This window comes from Dysgonomonas sp. GY617, assembly GCF_015233815.1.
Lineage (GTDB): Bacteria > Bacteroidota > Bacteroidia > Bacteroidales > Dysgonomonadaceae > Dysgonomonas_A.
In genome coordinates this window covers 665777-683254 of the sequence record NZ_JADCLR010000029.1, presented here as the reverse complement: position 1 = coordinate 683254, position 17478 = coordinate 665777, and the positions used below count along the sequence as shown (strand labels likewise).

Sequence of the window (17478 nt, the reverse complement as noted above, 5' to 3'; positions counted from 1 at the left end):
TCTTTACTCTTCAAGATTGTCATTCGAATCTGGCGATTGCACCTTCATCAACTTGGTTATAACATCCACTTGCTTCTGAGCCTTTTCAATTAATCTCTGATTGTTTGGCTCCAGCGAAATTACCTTTATAAAATCGTTAAGACCTTGTTGATACTGCTCTGTTACTTTACTAGCTAATCCTCTATTAAAGTAAGCTTTTGTATAATTAGGATTCAACTCAATAGCTTTACTGTAATCTTCAATCGCAACACTGTGCTGACTATGATTATAATAGATATTGCCTCTATTAAAGTAAGTTTCTGCTAACTCAGGATTAAGACGGATAGCCTCCGTATAATCTTTTACAGCCGAATCGTATGCCTGCTTATTAGTATATGCATTTCCTCTATTAAAATACGCTTCCGCATTTTCAGGAGAAATAAGCAATAACTCGCTAAAGTTAAAGATTGCCGAATCAAAATCTTTAAGGTATGCATACGACAAACCTCTATTCAGATAAGCTTCTGCATAATTAGAATCTAACTCTAACACTCTATCATAATTAGCAATAGCCTCAGAGTATTCCTCTTCTTTAAAGTAAGCTGTTGCCAAATTAGCATATACATGAACTCCAGCCTTCTGATTAATTACAACCTTGTTATAATCGACAATAGCCAATTTGAACTGATTGGTTTTGAAATAAGCATCGGCTCTGTACAAATACACCTCAATACTATCAGGATTTAAACGAAGTACCTCATCAAAGTCGGCTATTGCCTGATCGTATTGGTCTTTGATATAATAACACTCTCCTCGTTTGAAATAAGCCCTCTCGTCTGTTGAATTAACATTGATGGCTTCCGTAAAGTCAGCTATTGCTTTATCGTATTCGCCTACACTAAAATATACGCTTCCACGACTAAACAAGTCTATACTATTAGGATCTAAACGCAATGCTTCATTACAATCGTCTATTGCTTTCTGAAACTCACCTTTATTATTATAAGCATTGCCTCTGTTATTATAAGCTTCTGCATTATTAGGATTTAGTTCTATAGCTTTATTAAAATCTTCAATCGCTTTATCAACATCATTACGTTGCAATAAAATTGTTCCTCGAAGATTATACACAGATGCATCATCTGGATTCAAACGAAGTACTGTATTAAAGTTATCAATAGCTCTGTCGTATTCTTTTCTATTATAATACACTAACCCACGATTGTAATATGCTTTATCATAATCGGGAGATATAATAATTGTAGCATTATAATCATTGATAGCCTTATCTAATTCATTTATTTTTGCATACGCCAATCCTCTATTATAATAAGCATCTTTATCATTAGGATTAAGTCTAAGTGTAGCATTGAAGTCTTCAATTGCTTTATCATAATTCTCCAACGATAGGTACACCATTCCTCTATTCAAATACGCTTTGATATTATTAGGTTTGATACGCAGGGTTGCATCAAAATTTTCGATTGCCTGATTATTCAATCCTTTACTTTTACAAATCACACCCCTATTAAAATAAGCTTTGGCATCATAAGGATTCATTTTCAAAGTGGTATCATAATCATTCAAAGCATCATCAAACAAGCCCATATTAAAATAGGCATTGGCTCGATTATAATAAGCATTGGTATAGCTAGGGTTTAATTGAATCGCTTCATTGTAATCTTGTATAGCTTTATCGTACTGTCCCATATTACTGAACGTAGTACCTCTGCTATAAAATGTTTCAGCATCATTCAAATTCAAATTGATAGCTGTATTATAATTTTCGAGAGCGTGCTCAAAATCACCTTTATCGCTGTATGCTGTTCCTTTATTAAAATACGCCTCAGCATATTCAGGATTTAATGCTAATGCCTGATTATAATTCTCTATAGCAACATCATATTGTCCTTTGTTACCATACGCTGTTCCTCTATTATAATAAGCCTCTGTATAATTTGAGTTTAGTTCGATAGCCCTATCATAATCCAGTATAGCTTTATCATGCTCACCTATACTATTGTACACATTTCCTCTATTATTAAAAACCTGAGGCTGATTCGCATTTATTTCTATCAGTTTTGTATATGTTGCAATAGATTGTACAGTATCTGCATTTGCTGAATAAGCCTGAGCTAAGTAGAAATAAGTTTGATAAAGCAAACTGCTTTTTCGATCTTTATCTATCACCTCATCCTTTTCTATATTTTTTGCAATTTCCTCCAACGCTCCAATTTTTGTAGTCATATCAGCTTTACTTATTGCTGCATGTATATCAAAATTGTAGCTCGAAGTGCGTGCGTCTTCTTTTATATTTCCCTCTATTTTTTCGACTGCCGAAAGGGTACTTTCCACCTTACCCAAAGCAACTTCGATCTCGTTCTTACGATCGTCTATTTCTTGAGTCTTAGCATCAATTTGCTCTTTCTGAGCATCAATCTCTAATTTTTTAGAATCTATATCCTTTTTCTTGTGGTCTATCTCATCATTTTTATCAGTCACCTTGTCAAGAGTATCCTCCACGGCTTTCATTCGATCTTTTAACTCCATAAAACCTAAGAATGAAAAAATGAGAGTTATGAGAGCCAATACCGCAGCCCAAACAAATAAGAGCATCACTGTATTATCTGCAGTTCTCGATAGCATTCCCGAATATTCGGTTAATTGGGTAGTGGCTTGTTTAATAATCGCATCCTCAGCCATTTTAGCTTTCTGGGTTTTAACCAAATTGATGCTATCAACATAATGGCGTCCTACCTGATCGGTAGCAACCACATATTGAGAGTTCTCACGAAGCATCCCAAATAGTTCTTTTAACTCCTGATTATTTTGTTCGGCACGATCAACAATACGTTTAGTGTTAATATAGCTTATGCTGCCCGCAGTTAAGGTAAGTGCTATAAGAATACACGCAAACCAGCCAAAATTGATGAATCGAGCAGTTTTTCTGTTTTTGTCAATAGCCATAGTATAGCTTTTTTATAATATATTTAATTTATGATTTTCACCTATTAGGTTCTTTAACAACGAAGTAATTATGCATACCTCATCTATCCCGGGTTAAGGAAAAGAAGCGATTTATGTGCACAGATGAATCCTTTATTATTAAGTGCCCTTTATGTTTTTTTAGATACACAGCGTGTGCTTTATTTCATATGTACCTATAAGTTACAAAAATAAGAAAAAACATTAACACTTGAACACTAAATCCTTTTTTTTAGAAATGAAAATAAATGCAAAATTTAACAATAGGAGCATTTACCTGACTAAAGGCGTCAATCATTATTACTATCTTTATGTTTCATTTTGATCATTAGAGAATAAATTAAATATGTATGAACAGTTATTACAAGCTGACTAAATGGGTAGTTTTCGCAATTGGTATATGTATACTTACAGGCTTATCTTCTTGTGGAAGCAGCAAGGTTTTATATAATCCGGTAGAAGTTGAGCAATTATCTCGTAGTTTAAGCATTCCGATTAACAACGATGACCCCAACATACCATTATATGTAGAAGTATCTCTATGGCTGGGCGTACCTTATCGTTATAGTGGAAACTCAAAAGCCGGATCCGATTGCTCAGGTTTTGTAAGCGAAGTATACAGAAGAGTATATAGCAAGAAACTCGAAAGATCGTCCGAAGATCAGGCAAAAAAAGATGTACACAAAGTAGGCAAAGGTGGATTAAAAACCGGCGATCTCGTATTTTTCAGTACCTCTCCCAGATCAAAGAAAATAGATCATGTCGGAATTTTTCTTAGAGACGGCTACTTCATTCACGCATCCACCTCCAAAGGAGTAATAGTTAGCCATCTGAATGAAGATTATTATAAACGAACGTGGAAAAAAGGAGGCAGAGTTAAATTATAAATAACTTACGATTTATAAATGAGTAAGACACTTCTAATTCTATCCCATTCTTTTAAATATATCAACAAAAAGCAGACATTTTTCTTGTCTGCTTTCTTTTTAAACTCTTTATACCTCATCAGGCCAAGGAACTAATTTTCCTGTATTTTTAAAAGAAGGTCTTTGAGCGTCAACTCGTCTAAGGTATTTACCCAAGTCTTTCGATAGATTTCTAACAATATCTACTCGTTTTTCAGATAAATTATTTATTTCGCCAATATCTTCTGTTACATTAAAGAGTTCTTTCTTTCCTGTGTCATAATAATAAATCAACTTCCAATCTCCATCACGTACAGAACAGGTTGCTCCAATTCCTGGTCCTGATGGTCCCCAGATATTCGGAAAATTCCAATACAATTTTCGACTTTTAGAAGGATTGCCTTTCTCTGTCAACAACGGAACAAAACTCACACCATCAACAGGCTGCACTGACCTGTATTTTTCCACACCCGCCATCTCCAGAATCGTTGGAAAGAAATCTTCTATAATAACATACTCATTATTTTTAGATTGCTTTTTAACTTTTTGAGGCCACGAAACAATCATAGGTTCACGTATTCCTCCCTCGTAAGCTGATCCTTTACCACTATTGAGTGGCGAATTCTGAGTATGAGGCTCTCCACTTCGCGAAGTTGCGGCAAGCCCTCCATTATCAGACATAAACATGATTATTGTATTATCGGCTATTCCGTTTATTTCTAAGTAATCCATTAAATCACCCAAACTTTTATCCATTCCCTCAATAAGCGAAGCGTATGCCGATTCGATCTCAGTCATCCCTTTATCTCTATATTTTTGATAGAATCGCATATCTTTCTGAATAGGAATATGAATGGCATAATGCGCCATATATAAAAAGAAAGGTTGATCGAGCTTTTGAGCATGATCCAGAGCTTTTTTAGCTTCCAAGGTAAGAGCTTCGGTTACAAAAATATCTTGTCCCCAATATTTATCGAGACCCGGTATAGCTTGAAGAGGACTTTTTTGTCCATCAGTTTTGTTTCCAAAATTTTCAGTCCCCAGATAACTAGCCAAACCACCTCCGGCGTGCCCTGCAATATTAACTTCAAATCCGAAATGATAGGGACTTTCACCTGGAGTATCCTTGGCTCCAAAGTGAGCTTTTCCACAGTGTATAGTATGATAGCCATTATCTTTCAAAATCTGAGCCAATGAAGTTACCTGATAAGTATAGTTAATTCCCTCAGTTTGGCAGATTCCATTAATATTCCAGTTTGGAGGTTGTATTATATCACTCTTTCCATCATTCGATTTATTCTTCTCCAAAGTCCAGTTTGTAACGCGATGTCTGGCAGCATTCATCCCAGTCATCAAACTGACTCTTGACGGTGAACTCACACTACAAGCATAGGCTTGAGTAAACATCATCCCTTGGTCTGCTAAACGCTCCATGTTGGGAGTTTCGTACAGATTGTTCCACTGAGTTCTTTCAGTCCAAAAAGGTAGCGAAGTATCTTGCCAACCCATATCATCAACCAGAAAGACTATAATATTTGGTCGCTCTTGTATTTTTTTTTGAGCAGTACTAACTAATGGGATGCATATAGCTAATGGTACAATAGATTTCCATTTCATCTTTAATGCGAATTTATGTTTTTCATAGGTTATCAACATAAAGGTACAACTTTTCGCGCAACCCATAATTTTAATTATCCTCTATTATCATATAAAATATCAACGACACAACCTCTTAGCAATATTATTTTTTTACATTTGCTTTATGAGAGTTCGTCTAGCAATAGTTGCCATTTTGCTCATAGCAGGATTATTGATCAGTTTGTTTTCCAAAAACAAGCTGACTCGCTTTTGCCTGCACACTCCTCTCAAGGTACTACTTATCAGCTTAACAATATCTCTTCCCTTATGGATTATATCGGGCTATATTTTTAAAGACTCAGACATAAAACAATATATGGATGTTAACAATAAAGACTTATTCTTTTATCCATTTTTTATCTGTTTCAGCTGCGCCATAGCATCTTACTCTATATTTCTTAGCAAAATACGCAGCGTTCGCAAAAACTTTCTTTTGTCATTTATAAGCTTTCTCCCACTGCCCCTGCTCATATCCTTTTTCCTTGTTTCATCACAGCTAGAATCTAGTGAATACTATTTACAAACAGCCTATTATTCGCTGGCATTCATTCTACCTCAAACCTATTTCTTCGTCTATTTTTGGAGAAGGGAGCAAAAAGGAGAATGGTCAAAAGATGGTCACTTCCACAGGTGAGACCGCACAATTATAGAACATTTTAGAATGTTGGCTGTTTTAAGAGAAGTTATTTATAAACTATCTACATATGAAAAAATTAATTGGTTTACTCTTTTTGCTACCTCTATTATTTGCATCATGCGCATCGAATAATACTGTAAAAATGACCATTGCTTCACAACAAGGAGATTGTGTGGGCGTAGCTCCTCAGAAATGTTTACTCGTAAAAAAAGGCTCCGAATCTAACTGGACATTCTTTTACAATCAAATAGAAGGCTTCGACTACAAAGAAGGCTTCGAGTATGTATTGGAAGTTAAGGAAGAAAAAGTTGAAAATCCACCTGCTGATGCTTCTTCATTAAGATATATTCTTGTAAAAGAAATATCCAAGACACCCACCACATCCGAAGGATTACCTGCATCAATAAATCCTGTTACTGAAAATTACCAATGGGTAGGACGTGTACTTGAAAAAGATGAGGTAAATATAGGTCGTGGAGCTGCCGAAGGCAAGATAAGCGCAACTGTAGTAAAATTAGTGGTTACAAGTTCCGAAACAGATAAATTCAAGGAAGGTGACACCATCCATGCTGAACTAATAACATCTCCTGCGACTGCTCCGAGTATAGGAGGAGAGTATGTTTTTAAAGCAAAAGACATGCACCCGGCACACGCTTTAGGCGTATATATGCTAGAAACAGATGTACAAGATTTGACTCGATAACAGCACTATATATATAGTGAAAAGACAGCGACAAACTAAACCTGCCGCTGTCTTTTTTATTTATATAAGCCTCTCAACATTCAGTTTTACGCAAAGTAGACCTTCTTCTCATGGTAAAATCTTTTTGCTTACAAACATCTCTACGAATTTTAGAAATTATCTCACTTATCCGACTCTGAGATATTGATGTAAGACTCGATAAATCGGCATAGTTTATCGCAGGCTTCAAACGAACATACATCTTAAAGAGCTCAAATTCGTGAATAGGGTATTTAGCATATACAAAGTCAAAGATATCGTTCTCCAGCTCAAACTTACTTTTAATCAACTCTTCATCACTTTCTGAATCGTCTATTTTATCATGATTATCCAATGGAGTTGTTACGCTTTGCGATGCCTGTATATTTATCTGCATGAAGTTGGTAAAGAATGCTCTATGAAAATACGCTTTATAATCGGCTATCTCCAATCCTCCGAAACGTATCTTATCATAAATACGCAGAAAAGTATCATTCAAAACATCTTCATCATAAGTATCTTTATTGATTAATTCAGTCTGCAAACGAGGATAGAATCTCCCAAACCATTCTTTAAACGCATCTGCTTTCAATTGATTCTCAGGAGTGGCAATGGCTCCGGGTTTAATTTTAATATACTTCTTTCCTTTATTATTTGCTCCGCTATTACCTAGTTTCATAATTGTGTTTGGTTTTGATGGTAAGTATTCTTAATAAACAAATCGTATTCAACAAACATAGAGAGATTAGGCATATTGCCCATATTCAATCTGATCGACAATACTAACGGTTCTTGCTTTGTGTTTAACTCGTTCTATTATGCGATCAACATTAGATCGCTCTGCTTTTATCTGTACAACCGTATCAGCATCAATCCGGATAGAACGAAGATTAGTTTGTTTTTTCTTGGTACGATCTATCAATTTTTGAGCTTGTTTGATAGCATCCGATTGATCAAAAGTTTTGTAGCGTCTCTTTGTAGATGTTTTGGTTTCCATAAGGGTTTGTTTTAAGTTTGTTTTGTTCTTTGTAAGTTTTGTTTGTGTTGTCAAGGAGAGTCTAATTAGCCGGCAGTTTTAAAAAATTCACCGAATCATTCAAACAACTCTTTGTCTTCGTAATAGCGCTCAATAACCCATTCCTCATTGTAATTATAAGAGTTGTTCAAATACTCTTCATTCTGTTCAAATGCGGCGTTCCAGAGCAATTCTTCTGTTGTCATATTGTAGATTATTATATTTTCCATAAAGCATACTAACATATACACATTATTCTTTATTGATAAAATTATCAAAACTAGCAATATTCGGTTTCTCGGTCACATCCTTATTCTTTTAATTTTCTCTGATATTATCAAAAGCAATCAATTGGTTTATATCGTTTTAATTTGTATCTTTGCAATTCATCATTTGGATTGATAATGCAAATGTATTCGATATCTCGAATGAAAACAAGTCTGTTCAAATAAAATATTCGACAAATCGAATATTCAGAATCATTCTAAATAAAAAAAAGATGAAAAATTCAATAAACGAGCGCATTAAGATGATTGTAGAACAAAGTTCGAAATCAGTAAGGGCTTATGCTGAGTTTGCGAATATTGCCCAAACAACACTAAATGATTGTATTAAAGGCTCAACAGAGCCTAAATTTGGGCTCATCGACAAAATAATTAACGCCGAACCGAATATAAATACAGACTGGCTCTTAACCGGACGAGGCAACATGTACCGCAAAGAGGACAATGAAAGCAATCTAAGCCTCGCTATTGACGTGGAACAAGAGCCTTATTTTGTGAATAGCTCAGGCGTTAAATATTACGAAATGCCCAATGGGCGATTTCGCATGCGCGTACCTTTAATCCCCATAAAAGCTTATGCCAAATATGTAGATGAATATCGCGATGCAGAATTTGCTAATGACTTGGAGGAAGTCGAATTTATTGTCGACAAAATTGGCATGGGACGCTATTATGCTTTCGAAATAAAAGGAGACAGCATGGATGATGGTTCAAAACGCAGTATATGTGATAAAGATATTGTTTTAGCTCGTGAATTACCTAAGGACTATTGGCGTGACAGATTACGGAATGATGAGTATCCTTTTTGGATTATACTAATAGGTAATACCATTGTATGTAAACAAATAATTAAACAAGATTTGGAACGCTGCGAAATAACTTGTCACTCTTTGAATTCATCTCCCGAGTACGCCGATTTCACTCTAAGTATGAATGATATCAGCCAACTATGCAATATCGTAGCTCGTCAATCGGTACAATTTTAAGATATTGATTTATTTCATATCTTTATCATCCTATTTTTGGGGAAGAATTATTAAATTTAGCCAAAAACACTTTTAGTGATCTCCCTTACAAACAAGCCAATAGTCTACTAAATGTTGCCAATAAGTCTTAGACTTAAATTATGACTGCGATGAAAGAAAGAACAGCTGTACTAGGTATTGATATCCAAAATGATTTTACCCAATCTACTGGAGCTTTATTTGTAAATGGAGCTGATGCTGATGTTAGGCGGATGGCTACTTTTATAGAAGAATATGGTTCGAGTATTGATTATGTTGCACTCACAGCTGATTCTCATCAACCCATACACATTGCAAACCAGCACTATTGGAAAGACAAAGAGGGATACCCTCCTGCATTATTTACAACAATACACGCAGAAGATTTAGAACAAGGAAAATGGATGCCCCAATTCAATAAAGACAAGGCATTGAGCTACCTCAAAGCACTGGAAGCAAAGGGAGAAGTTTGCACTATATGGCCTGCACACTGCATACAGGGCAGTAAAGGGTGGTCAATAAACGAAATTCTAATCAAAGCTCTTTACTCGTGGTGCATAAACGAAGGCAAAACTTACGATCTTTTTTACAAAGGCATGCATCAAGCAACAGAACATTACAGCATATTTAAAGCTGCAGTAGAATATGATGACAGCGAGGAAACAAAACTGAACAAAAGATTGTTATCAAAACTAGAAGAGTTCGACAAAATATTAATAATGGGAGAGGCTGCCGATTATTGCGTAGCAAATTCTTTAAATGACATGTTGAAAGCTGCCCCCCACCTGGCAAAACGAATTATAGTGCTGACTGATTGTATTTCGTGGATCAATCCGGAAAACGAACGGGCAATAAAAATGTATGATGATGCCAAACTACAAGGGGTTAGATTTGCAACATCCGACCAATTCAGAGATTAAGAGCTAAAGCCTTTCGATTCTTCAATAAACATTATAAGAACTGAGAACGGTTCTAAATTTCTAATTTTAAACAAGAAAATGAGACTAACTTATATACATCATAGTGGGTTTGCTATTGAAACAGCAAATTTCACTATAATAATAGACTATTATCAAGATTCGATCAGTAAGAATCATGGTGTTGTAACTGACAGATTACTACATCGCCCACAAAAATTGTATGTGCTGGCATCGCATGGACATGCAGATCATTTTAATCCTGAGATTCTTAAATGGAGGGAGGAACGACAAGATATAACTTATATATTCTCGAAGGATATTGAGACAGCATCTAAAACCACCTTCTGCGATATTACTTTCATAGACAAGGACCAACAATACAAAGACGACCTATTACAGATTGATGCTTTTGGCTCTACCGACTTAGGTATATCATTCAGAATAAAAGGAGATGACAAAGTTATATTTCATGCCGGCGATCTAAACAACTGGCATTGGAACGAAGAATCAACCAAACAAGAGATTAAAGAAGCAGAGGAATTTTATTTAAGAGAACTCAATCACTTGGCAGACTCAACGCCATCTCTTGACATTGCCATGTTTCCCGTCGACCCACGACTTGGCAAAGATTACATGAAAGGAGCTGATCAGTTTTTAGAGAAAATACCGACACAGTTATTTATACCTATGCATTTCGACACCGCTTATGACAAGGCAGCTGAGATAAAAAGTATTGCCGAAAAATACAAAACAGAAGTATTTGTACCCTCACACAGAGGTGATATTATTGAAGTATAAAAGATATTTTTAATCCACAAAGGCTTACTGCCTTAACAACCAGATAAAGAGAAATAATTATGCAAATAGTAAGTAGATTTGACCACTTTAACGTCAACGTTACCAATTTGGAACGAAGCATAGAATTCTATGATAAAGCATTAGGTTTAAAAGAACTCAGACGTAAGGAAGCTCCCGACGGCTCATTTATATTAGTTTATCTATCGGATGGAGTAAGTCCATTCTCTTTAGAACTAACATGGTTAAGAGATCACTCTGAAGCTTATGAATTGGGCGAAAATGAAAGCCACCTATGCTTTCGAGTTGAAGGAGACTACGATGAGATTCGTAAATATCACAAAGAGATGAATTGTGTTTGTTTCGAGAACCACAAAATGGGATTGTATTTCATCAACGATCCTGATGATTACTGGATTGAAGTATTGCCTGTAATTAGATAAGCTAAATAGCTGAAAAACTCGGAAAAAGTTTTCCGAGTTTTTTTTATAAGTATAAAGTAATATCTATTAATATCTAATTACCGAAGAAGGCATGAATATTTCCATCCAATAAGAAAATTATGCTGCCCTGACGCCTCAGAATAATACTGTATAATAGTATCTTCGTCTACCCAAACATTGGGCTTAATAGACTCTAATGTATTATTACATAAATCGAAGCAACCCTCAATATCTACTGCATTATTAAACTGCACCAGACTCATATCACATACCTCAAAGATATTGGGTATCCACAAAATTGAAGATTCTTTACAAGGTATTAAATAGACATTTGAAGTTGGATGTCTACGCCTTGATCTAGGATATTCTCGCTCCAAAGCAATACTACTACGCCCGATAAATGCCTGAGCTGTTCGGAGAATTTTTTTTATCGCTGCCTTTGACAAAGGATTAATTACTTCTTCCATAATATGATTAGTCCTCAAATAAATAAAGAAAAGTTTAGTTTCGTGTTTGCTATAATCTATTTACGCATTTATACCATCCCTCAGGCAAGAAAGGCTGTACAATGACGATATTTTAATTAGAAATACAATTTTTTGAATAAAGAGGCAGGGGGATCTTTTAATAAAACAGACGTATAAACCACTCTACTCTTTTCAGAATAAAACAATTAACACCTTGTTATTTTCAGCCCTCTGTTTCTTACAACTTATGCCTCCAAATCTACTAAAATATAAATGTAAGTTTGTGAATTATTTGTATAAAAAACGTTTAATACTTCTTTTTGGTGTTTTATCAAACTCTTCTGCACGTATTGTATAGTCTATAATTTGACTATATCGGGGAAGGCGTTTGTTTATATTCACCATTTCTGACTGCAATAAGCTATCTACACTCTCTTTTGAGTGCAAGGCATTTATAACATCATGATCGGGAAAGATCAGTGCATGCAGTTTACCGTCTCTTTCGACAATCAGCGATTCGGCAACATAACTAGTATTATTTAATAATTGCTCAATCTCTTCGGGATATATATTCTGACCCGATGGTCCAAGAATCATGGTTTTGCAACGACCTTTAATATACACATAATTACTCTCGTCCATTACCCCTAAATCTCCCGTTCTTAACCACCCATCAGCACCTAACACTTCTGCCGTTGCTTCGGGATTCTTATAATAGCCGAGCATAGTATTTGTGCCTCTTACTATGATTTCACCTGTAACGTTTTGAGGATCGGGCGAATCGATCTTCACCTCCATCCTATCGACCGGTTTACCGCACGAAGTTGCTCTATATGTCTCCCAATAGTCATACGATATAAGCGGACCACATTCGGTCATACCATATCCCACCGTATAAGGGAATTTAATACGCGATAAGAATTTACCTACTTCTGAATCTAAAGCGGCTCCACCAACTACAATTTCAACAACCTGACCTCCAAATACCGAGATTAATTTATCTTTTACTTTTGCAAATATTTTTTCTCTGATAATAGGAATCTTAATCAGAGTTTTTGTTGGCTGCTTATTCAATTCAGTAAAAACCCTCGATATAATTATCTTCTCAATAATTAAAGGCACAGCAATAATTAAAGTAGGCTTAATTTTCTCGAAAGCATTCATTATTATCTGAGGAGAAGGCAATCGTGTCAAGAAATGTACATGGCAACCTTTGGCTACTGACAATAATATCTCGAATGCTAGACCATACATATGTGCCATAGGCAACATACTTACAATACCATCGCCTGCTTTAACAAACTCAATACTTTCGATTGCAAATTTAGTGTTAGACCACAAACTTCTATATGGAATCATTACACCCTTAGGTGTACTGGTTGTACCCGATGTATAGTTGATAAGGGCTAATTCTTCGGGTTGCTCCTCATGAAACTTCAAGTCTGAAGGCAAGAAACCCTTTGGATATTTTTCTTTGAAAACAAGAGCCAAGTTCTCACATACCTGATTGAGTTTTTCGGAACGTGATTTTTGAATGGCATAATCCTCTATTGTAATAATGGTTTCTACATGAGGTATTTTCAAAGGATCAACCTTATCCCATACATGCTCTCCTACAAAAAAGACTTTAGCATCGCAGTGATTCACAATATTATGAATACTCTCACCATCAAAATCATGTAAGATAGTTGTTACTATTGCTCCATAACTCATAGCCGCAAAGAAAGTAACCGCCCAATTTGTACAATTGCGCCCGCAGAGTGCTATTTTGTCGCCTTTTTGCACATTAATCGTGTCAAAAATAATATGCAATTCTGCCATTTTATGGGCAAAATCTTTAAACAGGAGAGTACTTCCATTATAATCGCTAAAAACAGGCTTATCCCAATTGGTATGAATGCTGCTTTCTATTAACCCTAAAAATTTATCGTTGTTTTCCATGACTGCCATATCTATCATCCAGATTTTGTATACCTTATTTATATCTCCAAGGGATTTATTTATAACATCTACCAAGATAATAAGTTGCCTCGGAGTGTCTATTTATCATAAAGCCTTGATTTAATGCAAATATAACGAAATAATCTACGAATCAAATCAAAGTATAAAAGATAGCTTTCGTTTTTCACAAAATAAATAATATGATTTTTCTCATAAGATATTGCTTTGAATATTTGAATTTTACCATTTAAAGAACAATGTTTTTTATATATATTTGCACCATTTACTTCAATTAATTATTAATATAAACTGGAATAATTTTTATGTTAGGTTTTATTTTATTGCAAAACATAAAGGAGATAAGCCCTATGGCTTTAGAGCCTATCCTACAAGGTCTATTGGATCGACTGATAGGACTTGGCGAAAAATTAATAGTAGCTGCGATTGTTTATTTTGTAGGTTCGTGGCTCATCTCATGGCTACTCAAGTTGGTTCAAAAAATTTTAAGCCGAAAACTTGTTGATGGCGCCGTCCAAACATTTATCAATAGTTTGGTAAACACTCTATTAAGAATAGTACTGATTGTTGCTATTATTGGTATATTAGGAATTCCAACTACATCTTTAGCTGCAATAATAGCTGCCGGTGGTTTGGCTATTGGTATGGCAATGAAAGACAATCTTTCTAACTTTGCTGGTGGAATTATGATTCTGCTAAATAAGCCCTTTAAATTAAAAGACCGTATTTTTGTACAAGGGATGGATGGGGTAGTTATGGAAATAGGTATTCTTTATACAATACTACTAACAGCTGACGGACGTACCATATATATTCCTAATGGACCTTTATCGACAGGTAGCATTACCAATTATTCTACACAAAAGAATAGAAGAATAGATATTGTATTAAATATAAACTATGGCAATAATGCTGATGAATTGAAAGCAGCATTAACAGAGGTAGTCAACAGAAATGAAAAAGTATTACAAGCCCCTACTCCATTTGTAGGAATAACTAACATCAACAACGGAAATTTCGACATAGTAATACGTGCTTGGGTATTAAATGACGATTATGGAAGTGTCAGCGTTGATTTGAATGAAGCTATTTACAATACTTTATCTCAAAAAGGGGTATTTGCAGCATCCTCTCTCTCTGTCAGAATGGTAAACTAAAAAGTCTCTTAGAACCAAGACGGATTCTTGGTTCTAAGAGCAATAATATTTATAGATTTGTATTATGAGAAAAAATGTAATTTTTGTAATTGTTTTTATCGCAGTAATTCTGGGATTGGTAAAACTACATACCATAAGCTTAGAGAATGAGAAGAACCAATCGATCGGCATTAAGGGCATTGCCAATATCGAGTATCCTGCAAGTGTAGAGGTTCGCAACGATATACCCTTCGAGTTATTAATAAACCCTGAGGATAAAGCTCTACTTCCTGATAGTGTAAACTGTGAAGAATTCAGACCCAACTTGATCTTGTTGAAGAAAGGATTTGATGAAAAAGACAGCCTTCAACTAAAAGAGTTTCCCAATATTATTGCAAATGCTATTTCATTGGAAAATTTCGATGCCTCGATTCTCGAAACAGAATATGCCGAGTCATTAGGAGAGAATCTAAATAATTTAGTGAAACAAAATGCAGAACGTACCTCTTCGACAATATCAAACTGGCAGGCATTACCTATCAGCAAAATAAATGGAGCAACTGTTTTAAAGTTCAAATACAAACTTGAAAACAGAAATAAGAAAAACCTTAATATAATTATAGCGTACTTATTTAAGGATAACAAGCAAGTAGAAATTACTTTAACTGCTCCCAATAAAAATATCGAAGAATGGACTACTATCTATAATGAAATTCTGAATACAGCTTCAATTAATTGATTTTTCATTTATTCGGCATTTTACAATTCAATTCCAAATTTTTAAGATTAAGTAATGAATAAAGCATACACTACACTAATTTTCGTTATCGTCCTTTTTATTCAGTCCGGCAATATTGTCGGTAAAGACATACTTGCCACTCCACTCAAAAGAATTGACATTCTAAATATAGGCTCAATAGCATACCCCACTAATCTTGAAGAAAGAAGCGATATACCATTCGAGTTATTAGTAGATGAAGAATTTCAGAAACTGGTGAACGATTCGGTTAACTATGAACAGTTTCGCCCTACTCTGATCTTTTTCGAGAAAGGATTTAAAGCTCCTAAACCCTCGGGCAAAAAAATATCTTTCGGCTATATAAGCATTACAGCTCTGTCAGGAAAATACCGCTTTCCTAAAGAAATATCAGATGTACAAAAAGCCAAGATAGAGAACAATATCAAACAGGATGTAGACACCAATTTAGTTGGAACTCAATTTCAAGTAAAGACGTGGAATCCATTCGAATTCAAGACTATTAATAATTTAGTAGCCATTCAATATTCCTACGAACAAACTCTCAAAGGCAAAAACCCCACCAATATTATAACTACAAATCTTTATGATTCTGATCTACAACTACAGATAGTACTATCTGCTCCTAAAAAGGAGTATAAGAAATGGCTAGTGTATTACAATCAGATAATAGAAACCTTCAAACGCAAGGTCAATATTGGAGACATAGCCACTTTTGAATATCCAACTGATATTCAAGAAAGAAAAGATATACCATTCAAATTTTTAGTTGATAACGAGTTCAAAAAGATACTCGGGGAATCTATCGATTACGAACAGTTCCGTCCGGGCTTACTGTTTCTTAAGCGTGATTTTGAAATAGCAGACAGCACCAACATCAATCCTTTTGGTAGTATTTCATTTAATATATTACCCGAATATAATGCAAGAGCATTAAAAAAAGATTCTTTAAATCTGAATTTACTACAAGAGAATATCAAAAAGAACATAGATCAAAATCTTGAATCTACCGATTATAAAATAAATAGTTGGGGCGATTTTGAGATTTCCGAACTTAATGGTGTACCCATCTTACAATATTCTTATGAACAACAATTGAGAGACAACGAAGCCTCGAAGGTTTATTCAACATATTTCTTCGACAAATCGGGACAAATACAATTAACAATGTCGTCCCCTCTTAATAGCTTAGATCAATGGAAAAGCAACTACCATAAAATCCTGGCATCTTACCAACGTCTGATAGCAATTCTTAATATTGGAACCATGTTTTATCCTGCCAATCTGGAGGAAAGAAGTGATATTCCATTCTCAATGCTAGTAGATAAAGAGTCTAAAAAGAAACTAGGGGACTCTATTGACTATGAACGTTTCCGTCCTACATTATTATTTCTAAAGAATGATTTTAATGAGAATGACTCTACCCAATTAGAATCATTTAGCAGTATCACCATCAGTAGTCAAGAGGGAGATTTCAGCAGATTGAGTTATCCCGACTCTCTGAATATTGATACCATACAATATGAAATGAAAGCATCTGTTGAGCGAAATTTACAGAACACAGGTTATACTTTAATCAGTTGGGATTCTTTCAATTCGAGTATCAGCAATGGTGTTCGTACCCTCAGCTACTCTTATACTCAGCAATTGAATGGTGCTGAGCCTAAACATATATGTGTAACCTATTTTTACACAAAAGAATCACAAGCAATTGTTACTTTAACCAGTTCAGCAAGTGAGTATTCATTCTGGAAACCCGAATATGACCAGATGGTTCAGTCGTTCAGACTATCGGGTTGGAGATAACTATATTTAAAGTCAAAATAAAAAAGA

17 protein-coding genes are annotated in these 17478 nt (G+C 35.0%); 10 read left to right on the top strand and 7 right to left on the bottom strand.

Going from position 1 to position 17478, the window contains the following annotated elements:
* Positions 1-3: 3 nt before the first annotated feature.
* A complete protein-coding gene (locus IR022_RS18710) occupies positions 4-2946 on the bottom strand; it encodes a tetratricopeptide repeat protein (protein WP_050709109.1) in 2943 nt (980 codons plus the stop codon).
* Positions 2947-3314: 368 nt separating this feature from the next.
* Here IR022_RS18710 and IR022_RS18705 point away from each other — a divergent pair, with 368 nt between their 5' ends.
* Positions 3315-3851, top strand: a complete 537-nt coding sequence (locus tag IR022_RS18705) for a C40 family peptidase (RefSeq protein WP_194204869.1) — start codon at positions 3315-3317, stop codon at positions 3849-3851.
* Between the two features lie 108 nt (positions 3852-3959).
* Here IR022_RS18705 and IR022_RS18700 read toward each other — a convergent pair whose 3' ends face one another.
* Positions 3960-5486 (bottom strand): sulfatase, encoded by a 1527-nt coding sequence (locus tag IR022_RS18700; protein ID WP_194204868.1) that lies wholly within the window; start codon positions 5484-5486, stop codon positions 3960-3962.
* 145 nt (positions 5487-5631) lie between these two features.
* On the opposite strand from IR022_RS18700, the gene IR022_RS18695 reads away from it, so the two are divergent.
* Positions 5632-6141, top strand: a complete 510-nt coding sequence (locus tag IR022_RS18695) for a hypothetical protein (protein ID WP_194204867.1) — start codon at positions 5632-5634, stop codon at positions 6139-6141.
* A 70-nt stretch (positions 6142-6211) separates the two neighbouring features.
* Positions 6212-6847, top strand: a complete 636-nt coding sequence (locus tag IR022_RS18690; RefSeq protein WP_194204866.1) for a DUF4377 domain-containing protein — start codon at positions 6212-6214, stop codon at positions 6845-6847.
* Between the two features lie 73 nt (positions 6848-6920).
* Here IR022_RS18690 and IR022_RS18685 read toward each other — a convergent pair whose 3' ends face one another.
* The 3 genes from IR022_RS18685 to IR022_RS18675 all read right to left on the bottom strand — a co-directional run bounded on the left by IR022_RS18685 (position 6921) and on the right by IR022_RS18675 (position 8110).
* A complete protein-coding gene (locus IR022_RS18685; RefSeq protein ID WP_194204865.1) occupies positions 6921-7544 on the bottom strand; it encodes a sigma-70 family RNA polymerase sigma factor in 624 nt (207 codons plus the stop codon).
* Between the two features lie 66 nt (positions 7545-7610).
* Positions 7611-7862, bottom strand: a complete 252-nt coding sequence (locus IR022_RS18680) for a hypothetical protein (RefSeq protein WP_050709111.1) — start codon at positions 7860-7862, stop codon at positions 7611-7613.
* 95 nt (positions 7863-7957) lie between these two features.
* Positions 7958-8110 carry a hypothetical protein gene (locus tag IR022_RS18675; RefSeq protein ID WP_194204864.1) on the bottom strand — a complete coding sequence of 51 codons (153 nt, stop codon included), beginning with the start codon at positions 8108-8110 and terminating at the stop codon, positions 7958-7960.
* 269 nt (positions 8111-8379) lie between these two features.
* Here IR022_RS18675 and IR022_RS18670 point away from each other — a divergent pair, with 269 nt between their 5' ends.
* The 4 genes from IR022_RS18670 to IR022_RS18655 all read left to right on the top strand — a co-directional run bounded on the left by IR022_RS18670 (position 8380) and on the right by IR022_RS18655 (position 11326).
* On the top strand, positions 8380-9150 hold the full coding sequence (locus IR022_RS18670; RefSeq protein WP_194204863.1) for a helix-turn-helix transcriptional regulator: 771 nt from the start codon (positions 8380-8382) through the stop codon (positions 9148-9150).
* Positions 9151-9299: 149 nt separating this feature from the next.
* Positions 9300-10088 (top strand): isochorismatase family protein, encoded by a 789-nt coding sequence (locus IR022_RS18665; protein ID WP_194204862.1) that lies wholly within the window; start codon positions 9300-9302, stop codon positions 10086-10088.
* 78 nt (positions 10089-10166) lie between these two features.
* Positions 10167-10886 carry an MBL fold metallo-hydrolase gene (locus IR022_RS18660; RefSeq protein ID WP_194204861.1) on the top strand — a complete coding sequence of 240 codons (720 nt, stop codon included), beginning with the start codon at positions 10167-10169 and terminating at the stop codon, positions 10884-10886.
* Positions 10887-10945: 59 nt separating this feature from the next.
* Positions 10946-11326 (top strand): VOC family protein, encoded by a 381-nt coding sequence (locus tag IR022_RS18655; protein ID WP_050709115.1) that lies wholly within the window; start codon positions 10946-10948, stop codon positions 11324-11326.
* A 77-nt stretch (positions 11327-11403) separates the two neighbouring features.
* On the opposite strand, the gene IR022_RS18650 is transcribed toward IR022_RS18655, so the two are convergent.
* Both IR022_RS18650 and IR022_RS18645 read right to left on the bottom strand, forming a co-directional pair.
* A complete protein-coding gene (locus IR022_RS18650) occupies positions 11404-11793 on the bottom strand; it encodes a hypothetical protein (RefSeq protein WP_050709116.1) in 390 nt (129 codons plus the stop codon).
* 288 nt (positions 11794-12081) lie between these two features.
* Positions 12082-13734: an AMP-binding protein gene (locus IR022_RS18645; RefSeq protein WP_050709130.1), complete on the bottom strand. Its 1653-nt coding sequence runs from the start codon at positions 13732-13734 to the stop codon at positions 12082-12084.
* A 323-nt stretch (positions 13735-14057) separates the two neighbouring features.
* Between IR022_RS18645 and IR022_RS18640 the strand changes: the two genes are divergently transcribed.
* The 3 genes from IR022_RS18640 to IR022_RS18630 all read left to right on the top strand — a co-directional run bounded on the left by IR022_RS18640 (position 14058) and on the right by IR022_RS18630 (position 17451).
* Complete coding sequence (locus tag IR022_RS18640; protein ID WP_194204860.1) at positions 14058-14909, top strand: mechanosensitive ion channel family protein; 852 nt, start codon at positions 14058-14060, stop codon at positions 14907-14909.
* A 64-nt stretch (positions 14910-14973) separates the two neighbouring features.
* Complete coding sequence (locus tag IR022_RS18635) at positions 14974-15627, top strand: hypothetical protein (RefSeq protein WP_194204859.1); 654 nt, start codon at positions 14974-14976, stop codon at positions 15625-15627.
* Positions 15628-15681: 54 nt separating this feature from the next.
* The gene (locus IR022_RS18630; protein WP_194204858.1) at positions 15682-17451 is read left to right on the top strand and encodes a hypothetical protein; all 1770 of its coding nucleotides are present in this window, start codon (positions 15682-15684) and stop codon (positions 17449-17451) included.
* The last annotated feature ends 27 nt before the right edge of the window (positions 17452-17478 follow it).

What these genes read in the sequence shown, in the direction of transcription:
- IR022_RS18635 (WP_194204859.1), top strand. Translation starts at nt 14,974, where the DNA reads ATGAGAAAAAATGTAATTTTTGTAATTGTTTTTATCGCAGTAATTCTG.
- IR022_RS18710 (WP_050709109.1), bottom strand. Translation starts at nt 2,946, where the DNA reads ATGGCTATTGACAAAAACAGAAAAACTGCTCGATTCATCAATTTTGGC.
- IR022_RS18655 (WP_050709115.1), top strand. Translation starts at nt 10,946, where the DNA reads ATGCAAATAGTAAGTAGATTTGACCACTTTAACGTCAACGTTACCAAT.
- IR022_RS18685 (WP_194204865.1), bottom strand. Translation starts at nt 7,544, where the DNA reads ATGAAACTAGGTAATAGCGGAGCAAATAATAAAGGAAAGAAGTATATT.
- IR022_RS18680 (WP_050709111.1), bottom strand. Translation starts at nt 7,862, where the DNA reads ATGGAAACCAAAACATCTACAAAGAGACGCTACAAAACTTTTGATCAA.
- IR022_RS18645 (WP_050709130.1), bottom strand. Translation starts at nt 13,734, where the DNA reads ATGGAAAACAACGATAAATTTTTAGGGTTAATAGAAAGCAGCATTCAT.
- IR022_RS18670 (WP_194204863.1), top strand. Translation starts at nt 8,380, where the DNA reads ATGAAAAATTCAATAAACGAGCGCATTAAGATGATTGTAGAACAAAGT.
- IR022_RS18675 (WP_194204864.1), bottom strand. Translation starts at nt 8,110, where the DNA reads ATGGAAAATATAATAATCTACAATATGACAACAGAAGAATTGCTCTGG.
- IR022_RS18665 (WP_194204862.1), top strand. Translation starts at nt 9,300, where the DNA reads ATGAAAGAAAGAACAGCTGTACTAGGTATTGATATCCAAAATGATTTT.
- IR022_RS18700 (WP_194204868.1), bottom strand. Translation starts at nt 5,486, where the DNA reads ATGAAATGGAAATCTATTGTACCATTAGCTATATGCATCCCATTAGTT.
- IR022_RS18690 (WP_194204866.1), top strand. Translation starts at nt 6,212, where the DNA reads ATGAAAAAATTAATTGGTTTACTCTTTTTGCTACCTCTATTATTTGCA.
- IR022_RS18695 (WP_194204867.1), top strand. Translation starts at nt 5,632, where the DNA reads ATGAGAGTTCGTCTAGCAATAGTTGCCATTTTGCTCATAGCAGGATTA.
- IR022_RS18660 (WP_194204861.1), top strand. Translation starts at nt 10,167, where the DNA reads ATGAGACTAACTTATATACATCATAGTGGGTTTGCTATTGAAACAGCA.
- IR022_RS18640 (WP_194204860.1), top strand. Translation starts at nt 14,058, where the DNA reads ATGTTAGGTTTTATTTTATTGCAAAACATAAAGGAGATAAGCCCTATG.
- IR022_RS18630 (WP_194204858.1), top strand. Translation starts at nt 15,682, where the DNA reads ATGAATAAAGCATACACTACACTAATTTTCGTTATCGTCCTTTTTATT.
- IR022_RS18650 (WP_050709116.1), bottom strand. Translation starts at nt 11,793, where the DNA reads ATGGAAGAAGTAATTAATCCTTTGTCAAAGGCAGCGATAAAAAAAATT.
- IR022_RS18705 (WP_194204869.1), top strand. Translation starts at nt 3,315, where the DNA reads ATGAACAGTTATTACAAGCTGACTAAATGGGTAGTTTTCGCAATTGGT.